General features: G+C 42.6%; 14 protein-coding genes and 1 tRNA gene. 5 read left to right on the top strand and 10 right to left on the bottom strand.

Going from position 1 to position 14,720, the window contains the following annotated elements; genetic code table 11:
• Positions 1-69 precede the first annotated feature (69 nt).
• On the bottom strand, positions 70-2,139 hold the full coding sequence (gene metG, locus GPUN_RS05285) for a methionine--tRNA ligase (protein WP_006004191.1): 2,070 nt from the start codon (positions 2,137-2,139) through the stop codon (positions 70-72).
• A gap of 137 nt (positions 2,140-2,276) precedes the next feature.
• On the opposite strand from metG, the gene apbC reads away from it, so the two are divergent.
• From apbC to GPUN_RS05265, 4 genes are all read left to right on the top strand, one after another.
• Positions 2,277-3,365, top strand: coding sequence for an iron-sulfur cluster carrier protein ApbC (gene apbC, locus GPUN_RS05280; RefSeq protein WP_006004190.1), 1,089 nt, complete (start codon positions 2,277-2,279; stop codon positions 3,363-3,365).
• A 31-nt stretch (positions 3,366-3,396) separates the two neighbouring features.
• Positions 3,397-3,981, top strand: coding sequence for a dCTP deaminase (gene dcd / locus GPUN_RS05275; RefSeq protein WP_006004189.1), 585 nt, complete (start codon positions 3,397-3,399; stop codon positions 3,979-3,981).
• Positions 3,982-4,040: 59 nt separating this feature from the next.
• On the top strand, positions 4,041-4,952 hold the full coding sequence (locus GPUN_RS05270; protein ID WP_006004188.1) for a metallophosphoesterase: 912 nt from the start codon (positions 4,041-4,043) through the stop codon (positions 4,950-4,952).
• A gap of 192 nt (positions 4,953-5,144) precedes the next feature.
• Positions 5,145-5,221 (top strand) — tRNA-Pro (locus GPUN_RS05265).
• 168 nt (positions 5,222-5,389) lie between these two features.
• On the opposite strand, the gene GPUN_RS13890 is transcribed toward GPUN_RS05265, so the two are convergent.
• Positions 5,390-5,515, bottom strand: a complete 126-nt coding sequence (locus GPUN_RS13890) for a diguanylate cyclase domain-containing protein (RefSeq protein WP_006004187.1) — start codon at positions 5,513-5,515, stop codon at positions 5,390-5,392.
• A 154-nt stretch (positions 5,516-5,669) separates the two neighbouring features.
• On the opposite strand from GPUN_RS13890, the gene GPUN_RS05260 reads away from it, so the two are divergent.
• Positions 5,670-6,521, top strand: a complete 852-nt coding sequence (locus GPUN_RS05260; RefSeq protein WP_040520346.1) for a crotonase/enoyl-CoA hydratase family protein — start codon at positions 5,670-5,672, stop codon at positions 6,519-6,521.
• Positions 6,522-6,611: 90 nt separating this feature from the next.
• Here the strand turns inward: GPUN_RS05260 and trhA are convergent, their stop codons facing one another.
• The 8 genes from trhA to mrdA all read right to left on the bottom strand — a co-directional run bounded on the left by trhA (position 6,612) and on the right by mrdA (position 14,717).
• Positions 6,612-7,265, bottom strand: a complete 654-nt coding sequence (gene trhA / locus GPUN_RS05255; protein ID WP_006004185.1) for a PAQR family membrane homeostasis protein TrhA — start codon at positions 7,263-7,265, stop codon at positions 6,612-6,614.
• Positions 7,266-7,272: 7 nt separating this feature from the next.
• Entirely contained in the window at positions 7,273-8,235 is a 963-nt protein-coding gene (gene lipA, locus GPUN_RS05250; protein ID WP_040520345.1) for a lipoyl synthase, read from the bottom strand.
• Positions 8,228-8,932 carry a lipoyl(octanoyl) transferase LipB gene (gene lipB, locus GPUN_RS05245; protein WP_141567223.1) on the bottom strand — a complete coding sequence of 235 codons (705 nt, stop codon included), beginning with the start codon at positions 8,930-8,932 and terminating at the stop codon, positions 8,228-8,230. The genes lipA and lipB overlap by 8 nt, the downstream gene beginning before the upstream one ends.
• A gap of 48 nt (positions 8,933-8,980) precedes the next feature.
• Positions 8,981-9,244 carry a DUF493 family protein YbeD gene (ybeD, locus tag GPUN_RS05240; RefSeq protein WP_006004182.1) on the bottom strand — a complete coding sequence of 88 codons (264 nt, stop codon included), beginning with the start codon at positions 9,242-9,244 and terminating at the stop codon, positions 8,981-8,983.
• A 2-nt stretch (positions 9,245-9,246) separates the two neighbouring features.
• Complete coding sequence (locus GPUN_RS05235; protein WP_006004181.1) at positions 9,247-10,398, bottom strand: D-alanyl-D-alanine carboxypeptidase family protein; 1,152 nt, start codon at positions 10,396-10,398, stop codon at positions 9,247-9,249.
• Between the two features lie 209 nt (positions 10,399-10,607).
• Positions 10,608-11,468, bottom strand: coding sequence for a septal ring lytic transglycosylase RlpA family protein (locus tag GPUN_RS05230; protein WP_006004180.1), 861 nt, complete (start codon positions 11,466-11,468; stop codon positions 10,608-10,610).
• Between the two features lie 179 nt (positions 11,469-11,647).
• Entirely contained in the window at positions 11,648-12,763 is a 1,116-nt protein-coding gene (gene rodA, locus GPUN_RS05225; protein ID WP_006004178.1) for a rod shape-determining protein RodA, read from the bottom strand.
• 4 nt (positions 12,764-12,767) lie between these two features.
• A complete protein-coding gene (gene mrdA, locus GPUN_RS05220; RefSeq protein WP_006004177.1) occupies positions 12,768-14,717 on the bottom strand; it encodes a penicillin-binding protein 2 in 1,950 nt (649 codons plus the stop codon).
• Positions 14,718-14,720 lie beyond the last annotated feature (3 nt).

The raw sequence follows: 14,720 nt of genomic DNA, 5'->3' as shown, positions 1-14,720 counted from the left end.
GTTTTTAAAGGTTTTAAGAACGACGAGATGTGCGCGGCCAGTTCAGATGTCCGCGCATTTTTATGAGAGCTATTTTACACGCATGCCTGGCGTTGCGCCTTCATGTGGCTCTAATAAATAAATATCTTCGCCGCCAGGACCTGCTGCCAACACCATACCTTCAGACATACCAAAGCGCATTTTACGCGCTGCCAAGTTAGCCACCATAACAGTGTGTTTACCGATAAGCTCTTGCGCATTATATGCCGATTTTATACCGGCAAATACTTGCCTTGTTTCGTTACCAATATCAAGCTCTAAGCGTAATAATTTGTCCGCTTTTTCGACCGCTTCAGCATGTACAATCTTGGCAATTCTAAAATCAATTTTGGCAAAATCTTCGAAGCTTATAGTGTCGGCTATTGGCTCAATTTCAGCCAAGCGCTCATCGGCAATGACTATGTTAGCGTTTTCTTCACTAGTCTGTGCTTTACTTATGTCTTTAGTGACTTGCAGATTTTCTTTAGAAGCCTCTACTATAGCCGCAACCTTATCAGCATCAACGCGCTGGATCATAGCCTTAAACTTATTAATGCTGTGACCTAGCTTAACATCCTGTATGGCGTCCCAGGTGAACTTGTCGTTCAAAAAAGCCTGCGCATCAAGCGACAGTTTCGGCAGTACAGGTGTTAAATAAATCATCAGTATTCTGAATAAATGAATACCCATAGAGCACACGTCATGCGTGAAATCGTGTTTGTTTTCGTCTTTAATGGTTACCCATGGTGCTTGCATATCTATGTATTGATTGGCTTTATCTGCTAGGGCCATAATGTCGCGTATTGCTTTATGGTATTGTAGCGACTCAATCGTCTGCGCAATAGACACATGGGCCTGCTGAAACTCAGCTAATAATTGCTCATTTTGTATTCTATGCGATAACTTGCCAGCAAACTTTTTGGTAATGAAACCTGCACAGCGAGAGGCAATGTTTACCACTTTTCCAACTAGGTCAGAGTTTACCTTTTGCACAAAATCTTCAAAGTTTAAGTCTATATCGCTTGCACTGTCGTTAAGCTTACTGGCGTAGTAATAGCGTAAATATTCAGGCTGCAAATGATCTAAGAAAGTGCGACCTTTAATAAATGTGCCCTTAGACTTAGACATCTTAGCGCCGTTAACCGTCACGAATCCATGAATGTTTACGCCTGTGGGCTTTCTAAAGCCTGCGCCTTCAAGCATTGCAGGCCAAAACAAGCAATGGAAATAGGCGATGTCTTTACCAATAAAGTGATATAGCTCGGTGTCGTTGCCGGTCTGCCAAAACTCTTTGTCATTTATACCGCGTTTGTCTGCATAGTTTTTGAAACTGGCCATGTAGCCCACCGGCGCGTCTACCCACACATAGAAGAACTTGCCAGGCGCATTGGGTATTTCGAAACCAAAATAAGGCGCGTCTCGGCTAATATCCCACTGCTGCAAGCCTTGCTCAAACCATTCTTCTAGCTTATTCGCCATTTCGTTTTTTATCGCGCCTGAGCGAATCCATTCTTTCAGCATGGCCTCAAATTTAGGCAGGTCAAAGAAGTAATGCTCGGAGTCTTTTAATATGGGCGAAGCCCCCGACATCACTGAACGCGGGTTTTTAACCTGGGTTGGGTCATAGGTCGCCCCACAGGCATCGCAGCTATCGCCGTTTTGGTCTTCACTGCCGCATTTAGGGCAGGTGCCTTTAACAAAACGATCGGGCAAAAACATTTGTTTTATGGGATCAAACAGCTGGCTTATAGTGCGTTTTGAAATATAACCACTATCATTTAAACGATTATACACTAGCTCACAAAGCTCTTTATTTTCGTCTGAATGCGTTATGTAATAATTGTCGTAATCCACCAAGAAATCTTGTAAATCTTGATGATGTTCAGCGCGCGTTTTGGTCACTAACTCTTCAGGAGATATGCCTAGCTCTTGGGCTTTTAACATTACCGGCGTGCCGTGGGCATCGTCGGCGCACACGCTATAGCACTGGTGGCCTCGCAGGCGCTGAAAACGGACCCAAATATCGGTTTGTATATGCTCTAATAAATGGCCTAAATGAATAGAACCGTTTGCATATGGCAGTGCACTGGTAACCAGTATGCGGCGTGGATTAGATTGCATGAAGTAGGCTATCCTCGGGAGTTATTAATAAAATTGGCACAAATGGTAGCCGAAACTCATATTATTTGCACCTTGAATTAGGCATAATTGTGCCTAATATATAGTATGGTAGCTTATTAATATTAAAAGTGGGTCAATTGAAATTTTTTAGTCGCTCTAAAGCAACATCATCAAGTCAAATTTCGGTCTCGGTAATCTCACATTTAGGCAAAATATTTCATTCTACTAAGCCTGAATTATTTCAGGTAAAGGTTAATGACAAGCAAGTAGACATTTATTTTCCCTTCGTAATCGACGCCGTGTGGGATGAAGTTAAAAGCACGCTAGCACAGAAGCTTGGACCTGATATGGTGTTTTCAAAATACTATAATGTGCCGATTTTTAGCGCTCAAAAGCCACCGCTTCCTAATATTAAAAATATTATTGCGGTGTCGTCAGGCAAAGGTGGTGTTGGGAAATCAGCTAGCGCGGTAAATTTAGCCTTAGCGCTTAAAAGGCAAGGTGCACGCGTTGGTATCTTAGACGCCGATATTTATGGGCCATCGGTGCCCATTATGCTGGGTACTCAAAATGAAAATCCAAACAGCCCTGACAATAAGACAATGTTGCCTATAATGGCGCACGGACTGGCGTCCAATTCAATTGGCTATTTAGTTAAAAGCGATCATGCGTCTATTTGGCGCGGGCCAATGGCAAGTAAAGCGCTTAATCAGCTATTAACGCAAACAAAGTGGCCTATGCTCGACTATTTGATTGTAGATATGCCGCCAGGCACCGGCGATATTCAGCTCACGATGTGCCAACAGTTGCCGTTAACAGCAGCGGTAGTGGTGACCACGCCGCAAGATCTTGCTCTGTCTGATGCAGCGAAAGGCATTGCTATGTTCGAAAAGCTAAATATTCCTGTTCTAGGTTTAATTGAAAACATGAGCTATTTTGAGTGCGGGCATTGCCATAAAAGAACAACAATTTTTGGCGAAAAGGGCGCGCAGAAGCTCAGTGATAAATATGCACTGCCTATGCTAGCAAAAGTGCCGTTAAACCCAATAATTCGCGAATATGCCGACGCCGGCCGTTCACTCATAGACGAACAAAGTGACCATGACATATCCATAATTTACCAGCAGGCGGCAATGGATATAACCCGCTATTTGTGTGAAGAGGCCGAGGTATTGCCCGTGGCAGCTAATATGGCGTCGAGTATAGAAATTACAAAGCTAGACTAAATTTAACCCTTAACAATAAGAAGATACATGCATGCGACTTTGCGACAAAGACATTAAGAAATATATTGCCAGCGGTGAAATTGTCATTCTGCCCGAGCCTGCACAAAACAGTATTAGTGGCGTAACGGTGGATGTAAGACTGGGTAATAAATTCAGGGTATTTGAGGAGTATCAAGCACCATACATAGACTTGAGCGGACCTAAAGAAGCTGTGCAGGCCGCACTTGACAGTGTAATGAGTGATGAAATTGAAATTGCTGACGATAAGTCATTTTTTTTGCATCCTGGTGAACTGGCGATTGCGGTTACGCATGAGTCTATTACGCTGCCAGGTAATATGGTGGGTTGGCTAGATGGACGCTCATCCTTAGCACGTTTGGGCTTAATGGTGCACGTAACCGCGCATAGAATTGATCCTGGTTGGTCTGGGAACATAGTGCTTGAGTTTTTCAACTCAGGTAAATTACCGCTAGCCCTTAAGCCTAAAATGAAAATTGGTGCTTTGAGTTTTGAAACGCTGTCTGATCACGCTGAAACACCTTACAACGCACGTTTTGATGCAAAGTATAAAGGCCAAGACGGCGCAGTGGCGAGCCGCATAGGAGCGGATGATTAATAATTGTATTCGTGTGATTAGCAAGATTAGTTTGCCTGAAATAGTGAGCGTGTCAGTTTATGTATGATTTAGTTGGAGATATACACGGTTTTAGTGAACCTTTTGTAGTATTGCTCAAAAAGTTAGGCTACGCTGAAATCGAGGGCGTTTGGCAACACCCAACGCGTATTCTTATATCCTTAGGTGATTTAGTTGACCGCGGTCCCGGGCAAAAAGAAGTCGTGGATATTTTGAAGAATATGCAGCAAAACGGCAAGGCAATTGTGATTATGGGCAATCACGAGTTTTATGCTATTGGCTGGCATTTAAAAGGCTCTAATGGTAAACCTTTACGCCCGCATTCTGATAAAAACTATAGCGAACATCGCGCTTTTTTAGAGCAAGCTTCACATGGATCTCCTTGGTATGTTGACGCTATCGACTGGTTTAAAACGCTACCTCTGTTCTTTGAAAACGATTCTATCCGTTGCATCCATGCGGCTTGGCATGAAGACCACCTTTTACGCTTAAAAGAATACACACACGAAAATGGCGTGATAAAAGACGAGGTATGGAGAGATCCTAGCGCGGTTGAGTTGCGGTTTTATAAGTCCTTAGAATATTGTCTTAATGGCCCCAAAATAGACTTACCCAAAGGTGCATTCTTTATTGACTCGAACAATCGAAAACGGTCAAAAGTCCGGTTGAAGTGGTGGGATTTAACTGAGAATCCAACCTACCGAAGTGCCTGCACATCGGTGCCTAATCCCCAGCAGTTGCCAGATGAGCCTATTGCGCTGTCTTCACTGCCCATGATCCACGGCAACAAGCCTATTTTCTTTGGTCACTATTGGATGCAGGGTACACCTGAACTTATGAAAGATAATATTGCCTGTTTGGACTGGTCAGTGGTGCAAAAAGACGGCTGTCTTGCTGCCTATCGTTTTGATGGGGAGCAAGTGTTAGACACGAATAAGCTAGTGTGGGTTTAATTATCCATTTAATCCCCGCGTTTATCGTTCAATTAAGCATAATTATAAGACGAACTGGCGCTAACTATATGGGGTAATGGCGCAGAATAAACGGAGTAATATGTGAATTTGCATAAATACTAGACTATCAAGCAAGTTTTGTTATAAAAGAGTAGATATTTAAGTGTATATCCATATAATGTGTCGCTCGGTCGGTGTGTGGCGCAGCTTGGTAGCGCACTTCGCTGGGGGTGAAGGGGTCGTAGGTTCGAATCCTATCACACCGACCATTAATTACACTTCTACAGTATCAAATTACACTCAATTTCTACCTGATTTTTATCTATTATACATGCATGATCGACGCGCGCGATGGCTCCGGTTAAACCTTCTTGTTTATTAAGCTCACATACTCCTGTGCTAGTGGTAATATTTACGTCTTCGCCAATAATACAAGGCTAATTGAAGCTCAGAAATACTGAGCGTATTCGTTCAGCGCTAAGCTTGGCGTCGCTACTACCTGAGTCGGGCAGTATGATTAAAAACTCTTCACCTTCCCAACGGGTAATCAAGTCATGTGGCATCTATTAAGTGCCCAGTGAGTGGTTTAGTTGTCGCCAGCCCTCGTAACTCTTTTTGTGCTCTGCGCACCATTCCTATATAGTAAAACGAAAGGTAACTGAACATCAAAAATACTACATTTTATTGCTTTTTACACCATACATTTGGAACTTCTCTATGTCTAACACTGTAAGCTTTGAAAAATACACGACATTTTCGATCACTATTAACGAACAAATCGCTCACCTTCAGCTTAATCGCCCGAAGGAGCTAAATAGTATGAATGCTGCTTTTTGGACTGAATTGCCAGAAGCCGTCAACGCAATAGACAGAGCCTCAATGGCCAGAGTAATAGTTATTTCGTCCACCGGTAAGCATTTTAGTGCAGGTATGGATTTAGCCGTATTTCAAAACATGGGGGCTAGCTATGCAGGCGAACCAGCGCGGCGTGCTGAAAAATCGAGACGACATATTTTACAGTTACAAAATGCCTTTAATGCCTTAGAAGACGCACGGATTCCAGTTTTAGCGGCCCTGCAGGGCGGTGTGATTGGCGGTGCTGTAGACATGATTAGTGCGTGTGATATGCGCTACTGCACACAAGATGCGTTTTTTTGTATCAAGGAAACTGAAATAGGCATGACCGCCGATGTTGGCACGCTTCAAAGGTTACCGAAGTTAATTCCTGAGGGTTTAGTGCGTGAATTGGCCTACACGGGCAGAAATATGATGAGCGAAGAAGCAAAGTCCTGTGGCTTGGTAAACCATGTTTACGCCGACCAGAAAAGCCTGCTGGCTGGAGTGATGAAAATTGCTAAAACAATTGCGGGCCATTCTCCACTCGCGGTTGCCGGCTGTAAGGAAATGATTAACTATACTCGCGACCACAGCGTGAATGATAGCTTGAATTACATGGCTACATGGCAAAGCGGTATGTTACAAATGCCCGATGTAATGGAAGCCATGGCGGCTACTAAGGAAAAGCGAAAGCCGGTGTTTGAGAACTTATTACCCATAGATTCTTTGTAGCGTAGTCAGCTCGTTTATTTTTATAAAAGGATACAGTCAATACAAAAAGTGCCTTATTAAACATGGGCGTGCCACATTGTGGAAGGCTGCTTATAAAACAAAACCGTAAATAGCTGCAAAGTGACAAGCAGCGCCTGCTACTACACTAAAATGCCAAAGTGAATGAGAGTAGTGTCTACTTTTTAACAGATACAAAGGAATGCCCGCGCTATAACACAAACCGCCAACGATCAGTAATGTAAAGCCGGCGCAGCTTAATGATAAGTATATAGGGTAAATAAGCAGTAAGGCTAGCCAGCCCATTATTGCGTAGGTAATAATTGATAATTTGGGGAACTTATGACCGAAATAGAGCTTAAAAAAAATGCCCGTAAATCCGACTAACCATACTACCCCTAGACCAATTAGGGCAGAAGTGCTGCCAACGCCTAGTGCTAAGAAGGGCGTGTAAGTTCCTGCTATTAAGAGGTAAATAGCCATATGGTCGAGTTTTCTTAGCACCACTTTAGTATTGACCTCAACGCTGCTATGATAAAGCGTTGAGGTCAAAAACATCAGGGCTAAGCTAATCCCATAAATGAGCACCACTGATACTTCTAGTGGGCTTTGTGCTTTGAGAAACAAAGCTAAAACACCAGCTAGAGCAAGCAAAAAACCTGCGCCGTGGGACAGCGCGTTTAGCTTTTCCTCACCAATGGAGTATGCATTACTAGCAATTTCCCGAGCCGATTTTTTAGGGAGCACAAAGACCCTATCTTACTTCTATACCTTCTGCTTGCTTGTCAGCATGATAGCTAGAGCGAACCATCGGGCCACATGCTGCATGTGTAAACCCAATTTTCTTGGCATAAACGCCTAAGGCATCAAACTCAACCGGTGGTACATAACGTTTAACCGGATAGTGGTGAGCACTAGGTTGTAAGTACTGTCCAAGAGTGAGCATGTTTACATCATGCGTTCGTAAATCGTCTAGCACTATTTGCATTTCATCGTTTTCTTCACCCATTCCCATCATTAATCCTGATTTAGTGGGAATATGCGGATGCTGTTGCTTGAATTTCTTTAATAAATCCAAAGACCACTGATAATTTGCGCCTGGTCTACACTCTCTGTAAAGACGCGGGATGGTTTCTAAATTATGGTTAAATACGTCTGGTACGCCATTCTTAAATATCTCTAATGCACGGTCCATACGCCCACGAAAATCTGGCACTAGCACTTCAATTTTGGTGCTTGGGCTGTGTTCACGTATTGCATTTATACAATCTACGAAGTGCTGTGCTCCGCCGTCTCTCAGATCATCACGGTCAACCGATGTTATGACCACATACGACAGCCCCATTTCGGCGATAGTAGTGGCCAGTTTTAACGGCTCTTCTGCACTTGGCGGTAGTGGTTTTCCGTGACCAACATCACAAAAGGGACAGCGTCTTGTGCAAATGTCACCTAAAATCATGAACGTGGCGGTGCCATTGTTGAAGCATTCTGCAAGGTTTGGACAACTTGCCTCTTCGCATACCGAATGCAGTTTGTTTTTTCGTAAGGTCTTTTTAATATGATCGATGCGATCAGTTCTTGACGGTAACTTTACCTTTATCCACGAGGGCTTACGTAGCATTTCAGCTTTTTGCGTTGGCATTATCGTAATGGGGATATGTTTAACTTTATCTTCGTCTCGAAGTTTAACACCTGCTTGGGGGCGCATATTACTCATCAAAACCTTCTTTATATCGTAGTGGGTGAATGTCTAATAACTTGCAAAAATGTATAACGACCAAATGCTTGGCTTCGCGAATGGTGTTCACTGCATTAACATTTTTACTGTTTATCATTTCAAGTCCGGCGTATCCGCAAGGATTAATTCGTTGAAATGGCGATAAGTCCATATCTACATTAAGCGCTAATCCGTGAAAAGAGCAGCCTTTGCGTATCCGTAGTCCTACTGAACAAATCTTTTTTTCGTCAACGTATACCCCAGGTGCATCTTTTTTTGCATATGCAACAACACCGAATTCGGCCAATGTTAACACGATACACTGTTCAAGTGCAGTCACTAGCTGCCTCACGCCTAGCTTACGCCTTCTTATGTCCAATAATATGTACATCATTAGCTGACCAGGCCCATGATAAGTGACTTGTCCGCCCCTATCAACGGGTACTACGGGTATGTCCCCTGGATTTATAATGTGCTCTTGTTTACCTGCTTGACCTTGCGTAAATACGGGGAAATGTTCGCCCAGCCAAATCTCATCAAGATCATTGGCGTTTCTGGAATCGGTAAAGTGCTGCATTCTTAGCCATACTGGGGTGTATAACTGTAAACCTATGTCTCGCACTATAAGTGATTCAGTTGCTACACTATTTTTGTCAGCATTATGATCATTGCCAGCTTTAGCAATTAATGCTGTCATTTTATGATCCACAAAAACACTGACTATCATTACTACAGTTCATGATTATTATAATACTACCTTGACTAATTCTAATTTAGACAGCTCAATGTAAATAGTTTCCATATGTTCTTTACTAGTTACTTTTATGGCTATTGAGAGTGCATGATAAGTGCCTTTGCTACTGGGCCTTATTGTTGGAGCGTAGTCTCCCGGCGCTAAGGTTTGCAGTCGTGAAATTACCTGTGTTGGCAATTCCTCGTGAGCAATGCCCATTACTTTAAACGTTTGCATACAGGGAAAATCTAATAACTCATCAAATTTTGTTTCCATGGTTATTCTAATCCTAGCTGTAAGTTAATCCAATCCATTGCTTTACTAAAAAAGGTACCTTCTTGAATTTCTTCCAAGGTTACCAATGGGTAGGTGGCAATTGTTTCACCGTCGAGAGTAAGGCTGAGTAGGCCAACCTCGGTGCCTTTTTCCATAGGCGCTTCTAGCACTGAGGTAAGCTCGAAACTGGCGCTTAGCTGATCAGCTTGACCTCTAGGTACCGTCATTGAAGTGGACTGATTAATGCCTAAATTAACGGTTTCTTTACTGCCCATGTATATACGGTGGTTTGCAAAAATATGATTCGGTTGAAATGGCACTACTGATTCGTAAAAACGAAAACCATAGCGCAATAGTTTTTTATTTTCAGCTTTGCGTGAACGCTCACTGTCGGTGCCCATCACAACGGACACTAAGCGCATGTTACCTTGGGTTGCTGAGGTAATTAAACTGTAGCCTGAGTCTGAGGTATGGCCTGTTTTTATACCGTCTACATTCAAGCTCCTGTCCCACAGTAAGCTGTTACGATTAAACTGCTTTATACCGTTGTAAGTAAATTCTCTTTCGCTATAAATTTTATACATTTCAGGCGTTTCTCTAATGAGGGCAGATGAAAGCGTTGCCATATCTCGTGGAGAGGTGAAATGGTCGGCATCGTGAAGGCCATGGCTATTGACAAAGTTTGTTGCACTCATGCCTAAATTTTGAGCATGCGCGTTCATCATACTGGCGAACGCAGATTCGCTCCCTGCTATATGTTCCGCAATGGCCACGCAGGCGTCGTTGCCAGACTGCACGACTATGCCCATTAGCAGGTCGCTTACTGATACTTGAGTACCTACTTCGATAAACATTTTCGAAGAGTCTGGGAATTTCTTTGCCCATGCTTTTTCAGAAATAGTGACCATATCGGTCAAGCTTATGTTGCCTGCTTGTAATTCTTTACCAACCACATAAATCGTCATTATTTTAGTGAGGCTTGCAGGCGCTAAACGTTGGTCTATGTTTTTCTCGGCAATGATGTGCCCGGTGTTGTGATCAAGCAGCAAAAAACCACCCGCATCGACTGTGGGCGGAGGCGGTATGACTATTGCCGCAGTAGTGGTCATAGTCATAAAAAAGGTAAATAAACCTGCTAAAACTGTAAAGCGCATAATTTTCCTGAAAGTGGCGATGGATTATCTATTGGAGTTTAGGAAATAAAGGTCTGTGTTATTTCCAATGTTTTAAAGGCTGATGTGCCTTCACATTAGAAATGCAATAAAACACGTTTCGTGGTCTATTCAGACATATATAATCTTTATTTTACCTGCTTTACATGTAATGTCGACATACAAGCGCTAAAAGACCCCAGAAATAGGCCTTACGGCATCACTTGTATAGTAAAAGCCTGCTCGAAACCTATTTTCTTTAACTCTTGGATGATATTTTGGGCCTTTTGTTCAGTTTCTAGAGGACCTAATTGTAATCTATATATATTTGCAATTTTAGGCACAACGTTAGGGACCTGCAAAAGACTGGACAGACTGCTTGCAAACTCTCTAATTTTATCACCGTTTTCCATTGCCATAACCTGTACAAATAGGCTTTGAGGTATAGGTTGGGGGGCTGAATTTTGCGCAAGCAGCGTTTTTTCAGATAGCTTCTTTTGAGCAGAGCGTTTGGCCAGTAATTCTCCATTTTCAAACACATAAAGCTGTGGGCTCGAACCAATTCGTATTTCTCCCGCTTCATTCACGTCTAATACTTCCATTTTTACATCGGCTACACCGTATTTATGGTAGCCTAATTTTTTGGCGGCGCCATACGATAAATCAATAATGCGGGTGCCATGAAAAGGGCCTCTGTCGTTAACTCTAACGATAGCAGACTTGCCATTTTTAACATTGGTCACTCTTACAAAAGAGGGCAGTGGCAGTGTTTTATGCGCGGCTGTTAGAGCAAACATATCGAATATTTCGCCATTTGCGGTTTTATGTCCATGGAATTTTAAGCCATACCATGAGGCACCACCGGTTTCTTCAAAACCAATTGCGCTTGCCATGGGGTAATATTTTTCACCAAATACGTAGTAAGGACGGCTAGTCCACGTGTTGTGTGGCTCTAAGGTGGGTATAATGGCATCATAAACTATTTCACCATAGTCGAAACTTGGTGCTGTATCTTGTGTTATCGCATAACGACTTTCAGGAGCACTAGAGCAGCCGCTAAGCAGTAACAACATGCTGACGCAAGTAAGTAAAAGTATATAGAGAGAGTTCGGTGGCAAATTTCTTACCTTATTTCTATTAGATAATGTCATTTTATTATTATCGTCAATGCATTGAACATTATGTTTGTGCAGACTCAGGCTTTTTTAAATTTAGGCGCAAAAAAGTGTTAACAACTCAAACATCCATTAGCCTAGCGCGATAATAACCGTTTTTGGGTGCTTATGGCCATTAAAATACCAAATCCAGCCATTAAGGTAACCATTGAGGTTCCGCCATAGCTTATTAGCGGTAAAGGCACTCCTACAACAGGCAATAAACCTGACACCATTCCCATATTAACAAATACATAGACAAAAAATGTCAATGTAATACTGCCGGCTAAGAGCTTACTAAAATTATTTTGTGCTCGGTTTGCTATGTATAAACCTCTCATAATAATGCACATGTACATTACTAATAATCCTATTATGCCAATAAGCCCAAACTCTTCACTGTACACGGAAAATATAAAATCGGTGTGGCGCTCTGGCAAGAACTCTAGCTGTGACTGAGTCCCTTGCAGCCAACCCTTTCCGTCAACCCCACCAGAACCAATGGCAATTTTAGATTGAATAATATGATAGCCCGATCCAAGTGGATCACTCTCAGGATCTAGAAAAGTAATAACACGCTGCTTCTGGTAATCCTTCATTAAGAAAAACCACATAATAGGCGCAAACAAGCCGCCTAATAAACCAATCAAAGATATTATTCGCCACCTCATTCCTGATAAAAATAGCACAAAAATGCCGCTTGCAGATACCAATAAAGATGTGCCCAAGTCGGGTTGCTTGGCGATTAGAATAGTGGGGATAAACACTAGAACAAAACCCACAAATATGTCTCTAACACTCGCAGGAATGCTGTTGCGACTTATAAACCAGGCAATCATCATTGGCATAGCAAGCTTCATTATTTCTGAAGGTTGAAACCTGAGTACACCTAAATCGAGCCAGCGTTGTGCTCCTTTGCCAACGACACCGAAAAAAAGTACACCCAGTAGCATGAGAATGCCGACAATATAAAAATAAATCGACACCCGCTGGTAGACTAGAATAGGCAGTTGAGCAAGCCCTATCATAATGGTGATACCCACGCCTAAGCGAAGCAATTGTCTTTGTACTAAATCCCAGTCCTGTCCGCCCGATGAATATATAGTCAGTAGCCCTATAAACATTAAGCATAAAAGTGAAAGTAGCAAAAAGCCATCAATATGAATGCGCTCAAGGAAACTTTGCTTATTTGTGGTGAAATTAGTTTTTTTCATGAAACTAAGGGCTACTCTGATGACTACTTGGCGTTAATGATATGCCTATTACTTTTATTTTAGCGGCATTTTTTTGCGCTAAGGCCATTTCACGCGCAGGCCTTAATTCGTCAAAGTAATAATCCATTACGTTACGTGCTAACGGGGCAGCATGTGAACTGCCGCCGCCTGCATTTTCGATTGCAACCGCCATACTAATTTGCGGGTTATCAAAAGGTGCATACCCTATATACATGGCATTATCACGCAGATATTTGTGCACATTTTCTTCATCATATTCTTCGTCTTGTGCAACCGTAAAAAGTTGCGCTGTGCCTGTTTTACCTGCCGACACATAACTGGTTTTTCTAAACGCTGTTCGGGCGGTTCCATTTTCACGATTAACAGTGCCATATAGGGCATCTAGTACAATGTCCCAATTTTCTTCATTGTTGATCACAAGCGGCGGCTTTTGCTCGATGGCAACATTTTCAATGCTCCCGTCTATTAAGTAGCCTTTAAGTAAAGTGGGCGTAAAGCGTTTGCCGCGGTTGACCAATATGTTCAAAGAATTCGCAATTTGGATAGGCGTTGCGTTCCAATAACCTTGGCCAATACCCACCGATATAGTGTCGCCAATGTACCATGATTCATTAAACGTTGCGCGTTTCCAACCGCGGCTAGGCAATATTGCTCTGGATTCTTCATAAAGGTCTAGGCCGGTGAAGTTGCCGAAACCAAATTCCCCCATGCGTTCATGAATGCTATCTATGCCTAGTTTATAAGCAAGTTCATAATAAAAAGTATCACATGATACTTCGATCGCTTTGGTCACATCTACCGTCCCATGGCCTTGCCTTTTCCAATCTCGCCAAATGTGGGCTACATTTCTAAGTTTAAAAAAGCCGCGATCTTGGATTTCAGTTTCAGGCGTTATGACGCCTTCTTCAAGTCCGATGAGTGCCAAGTGGGGTTTTATTAATGAGGCAGGCGGGTAAAGGCCTTGGGTGGCTCTATTTAGTAAAGGGCTGTAACGTGAGTTGAGTAATTTTGAATATTCGGTTTGACTGATGCCGTGCACAAACATATTTGGGTCGTAGCTGGGGCTTGAGTAAAGTGCCAATACGCCGCCGGTTTTTACATCGGTAATAATGACTGAGCCACGGCGTCCTGCCATCTCTTGTTGTGCTTTTTGCTGCAGTTTAATATCTATATTAAGCACAATATCCTTGCCAGGTTCAGGAGGTTCGAAGTCAAGTACTCTAATTATGCGTCCTTTATTATTCACCTCAACCTGCTGATACCCAACGCGCCCATGCAATTTGGATTCATGAAATTTTTCCACGCCTTGCTTACCAATATCGTGCGTGGCTGCGTAGTTTGCTTCTTGTCCTTGATCTTTAAGTTTGGCTAAGTCTCTTTTATTTATGCGCGATACATACCCCAGCATATGGGTAAGGGTATCTTTAAAAGGATAGTAGCGCGACAGTCTTGCCTTAATATCAATGCCGGGGAACCTATGCTGATTAGCCGAAAACAGTGCTACTTCCTCATGCGTAAGCTGCCTGCGTATCGAAACAGGTTTGAACCTTCGCTGACGTAGTTTATCTTTTTCAAAGCGTGCAATTTCGTCTGGCGTTATTGCCATTAGCTCAGTTAGTTGGGCTAGGGTTTGTTCGAGGTTATCAACTTCTTCGGGGATTATTTCTAGACTAAACACAGATTTGTTTTCCGCTAAAATAACGCCATTGCGGTCGTAAATGAGACCTCTGTTGGGCGCAACAGGCAAAACCTTAATTCTGTTACCATTTGACTGTGTTTGATACTCCAAATGTTTATTTACTTGGAGGTCGTATAGATTAATCAACAATAAGGACATTAAGCCAAAAACGAATATCGCAGAGAAAAAGGCACGACGGGCAAATAAGTTTGCCTCTGCGCTATGATCTCTTATTGTTTGTCTTGCTTTCGCCATTTA

It is taken from the genome of Glaciecola punicea ACAM 611 (assembly GCF_000252165.1).
Lineage (GTDB): Bacteria > Pseudomonadota > Gammaproteobacteria > Enterobacterales > Alteromonadaceae > Glaciecola > Glaciecola punicea.
Note: the sequence above shows the minus strand (reverse complement) of the source record. Positions and strands in the feature narration are given on the sequence as shown.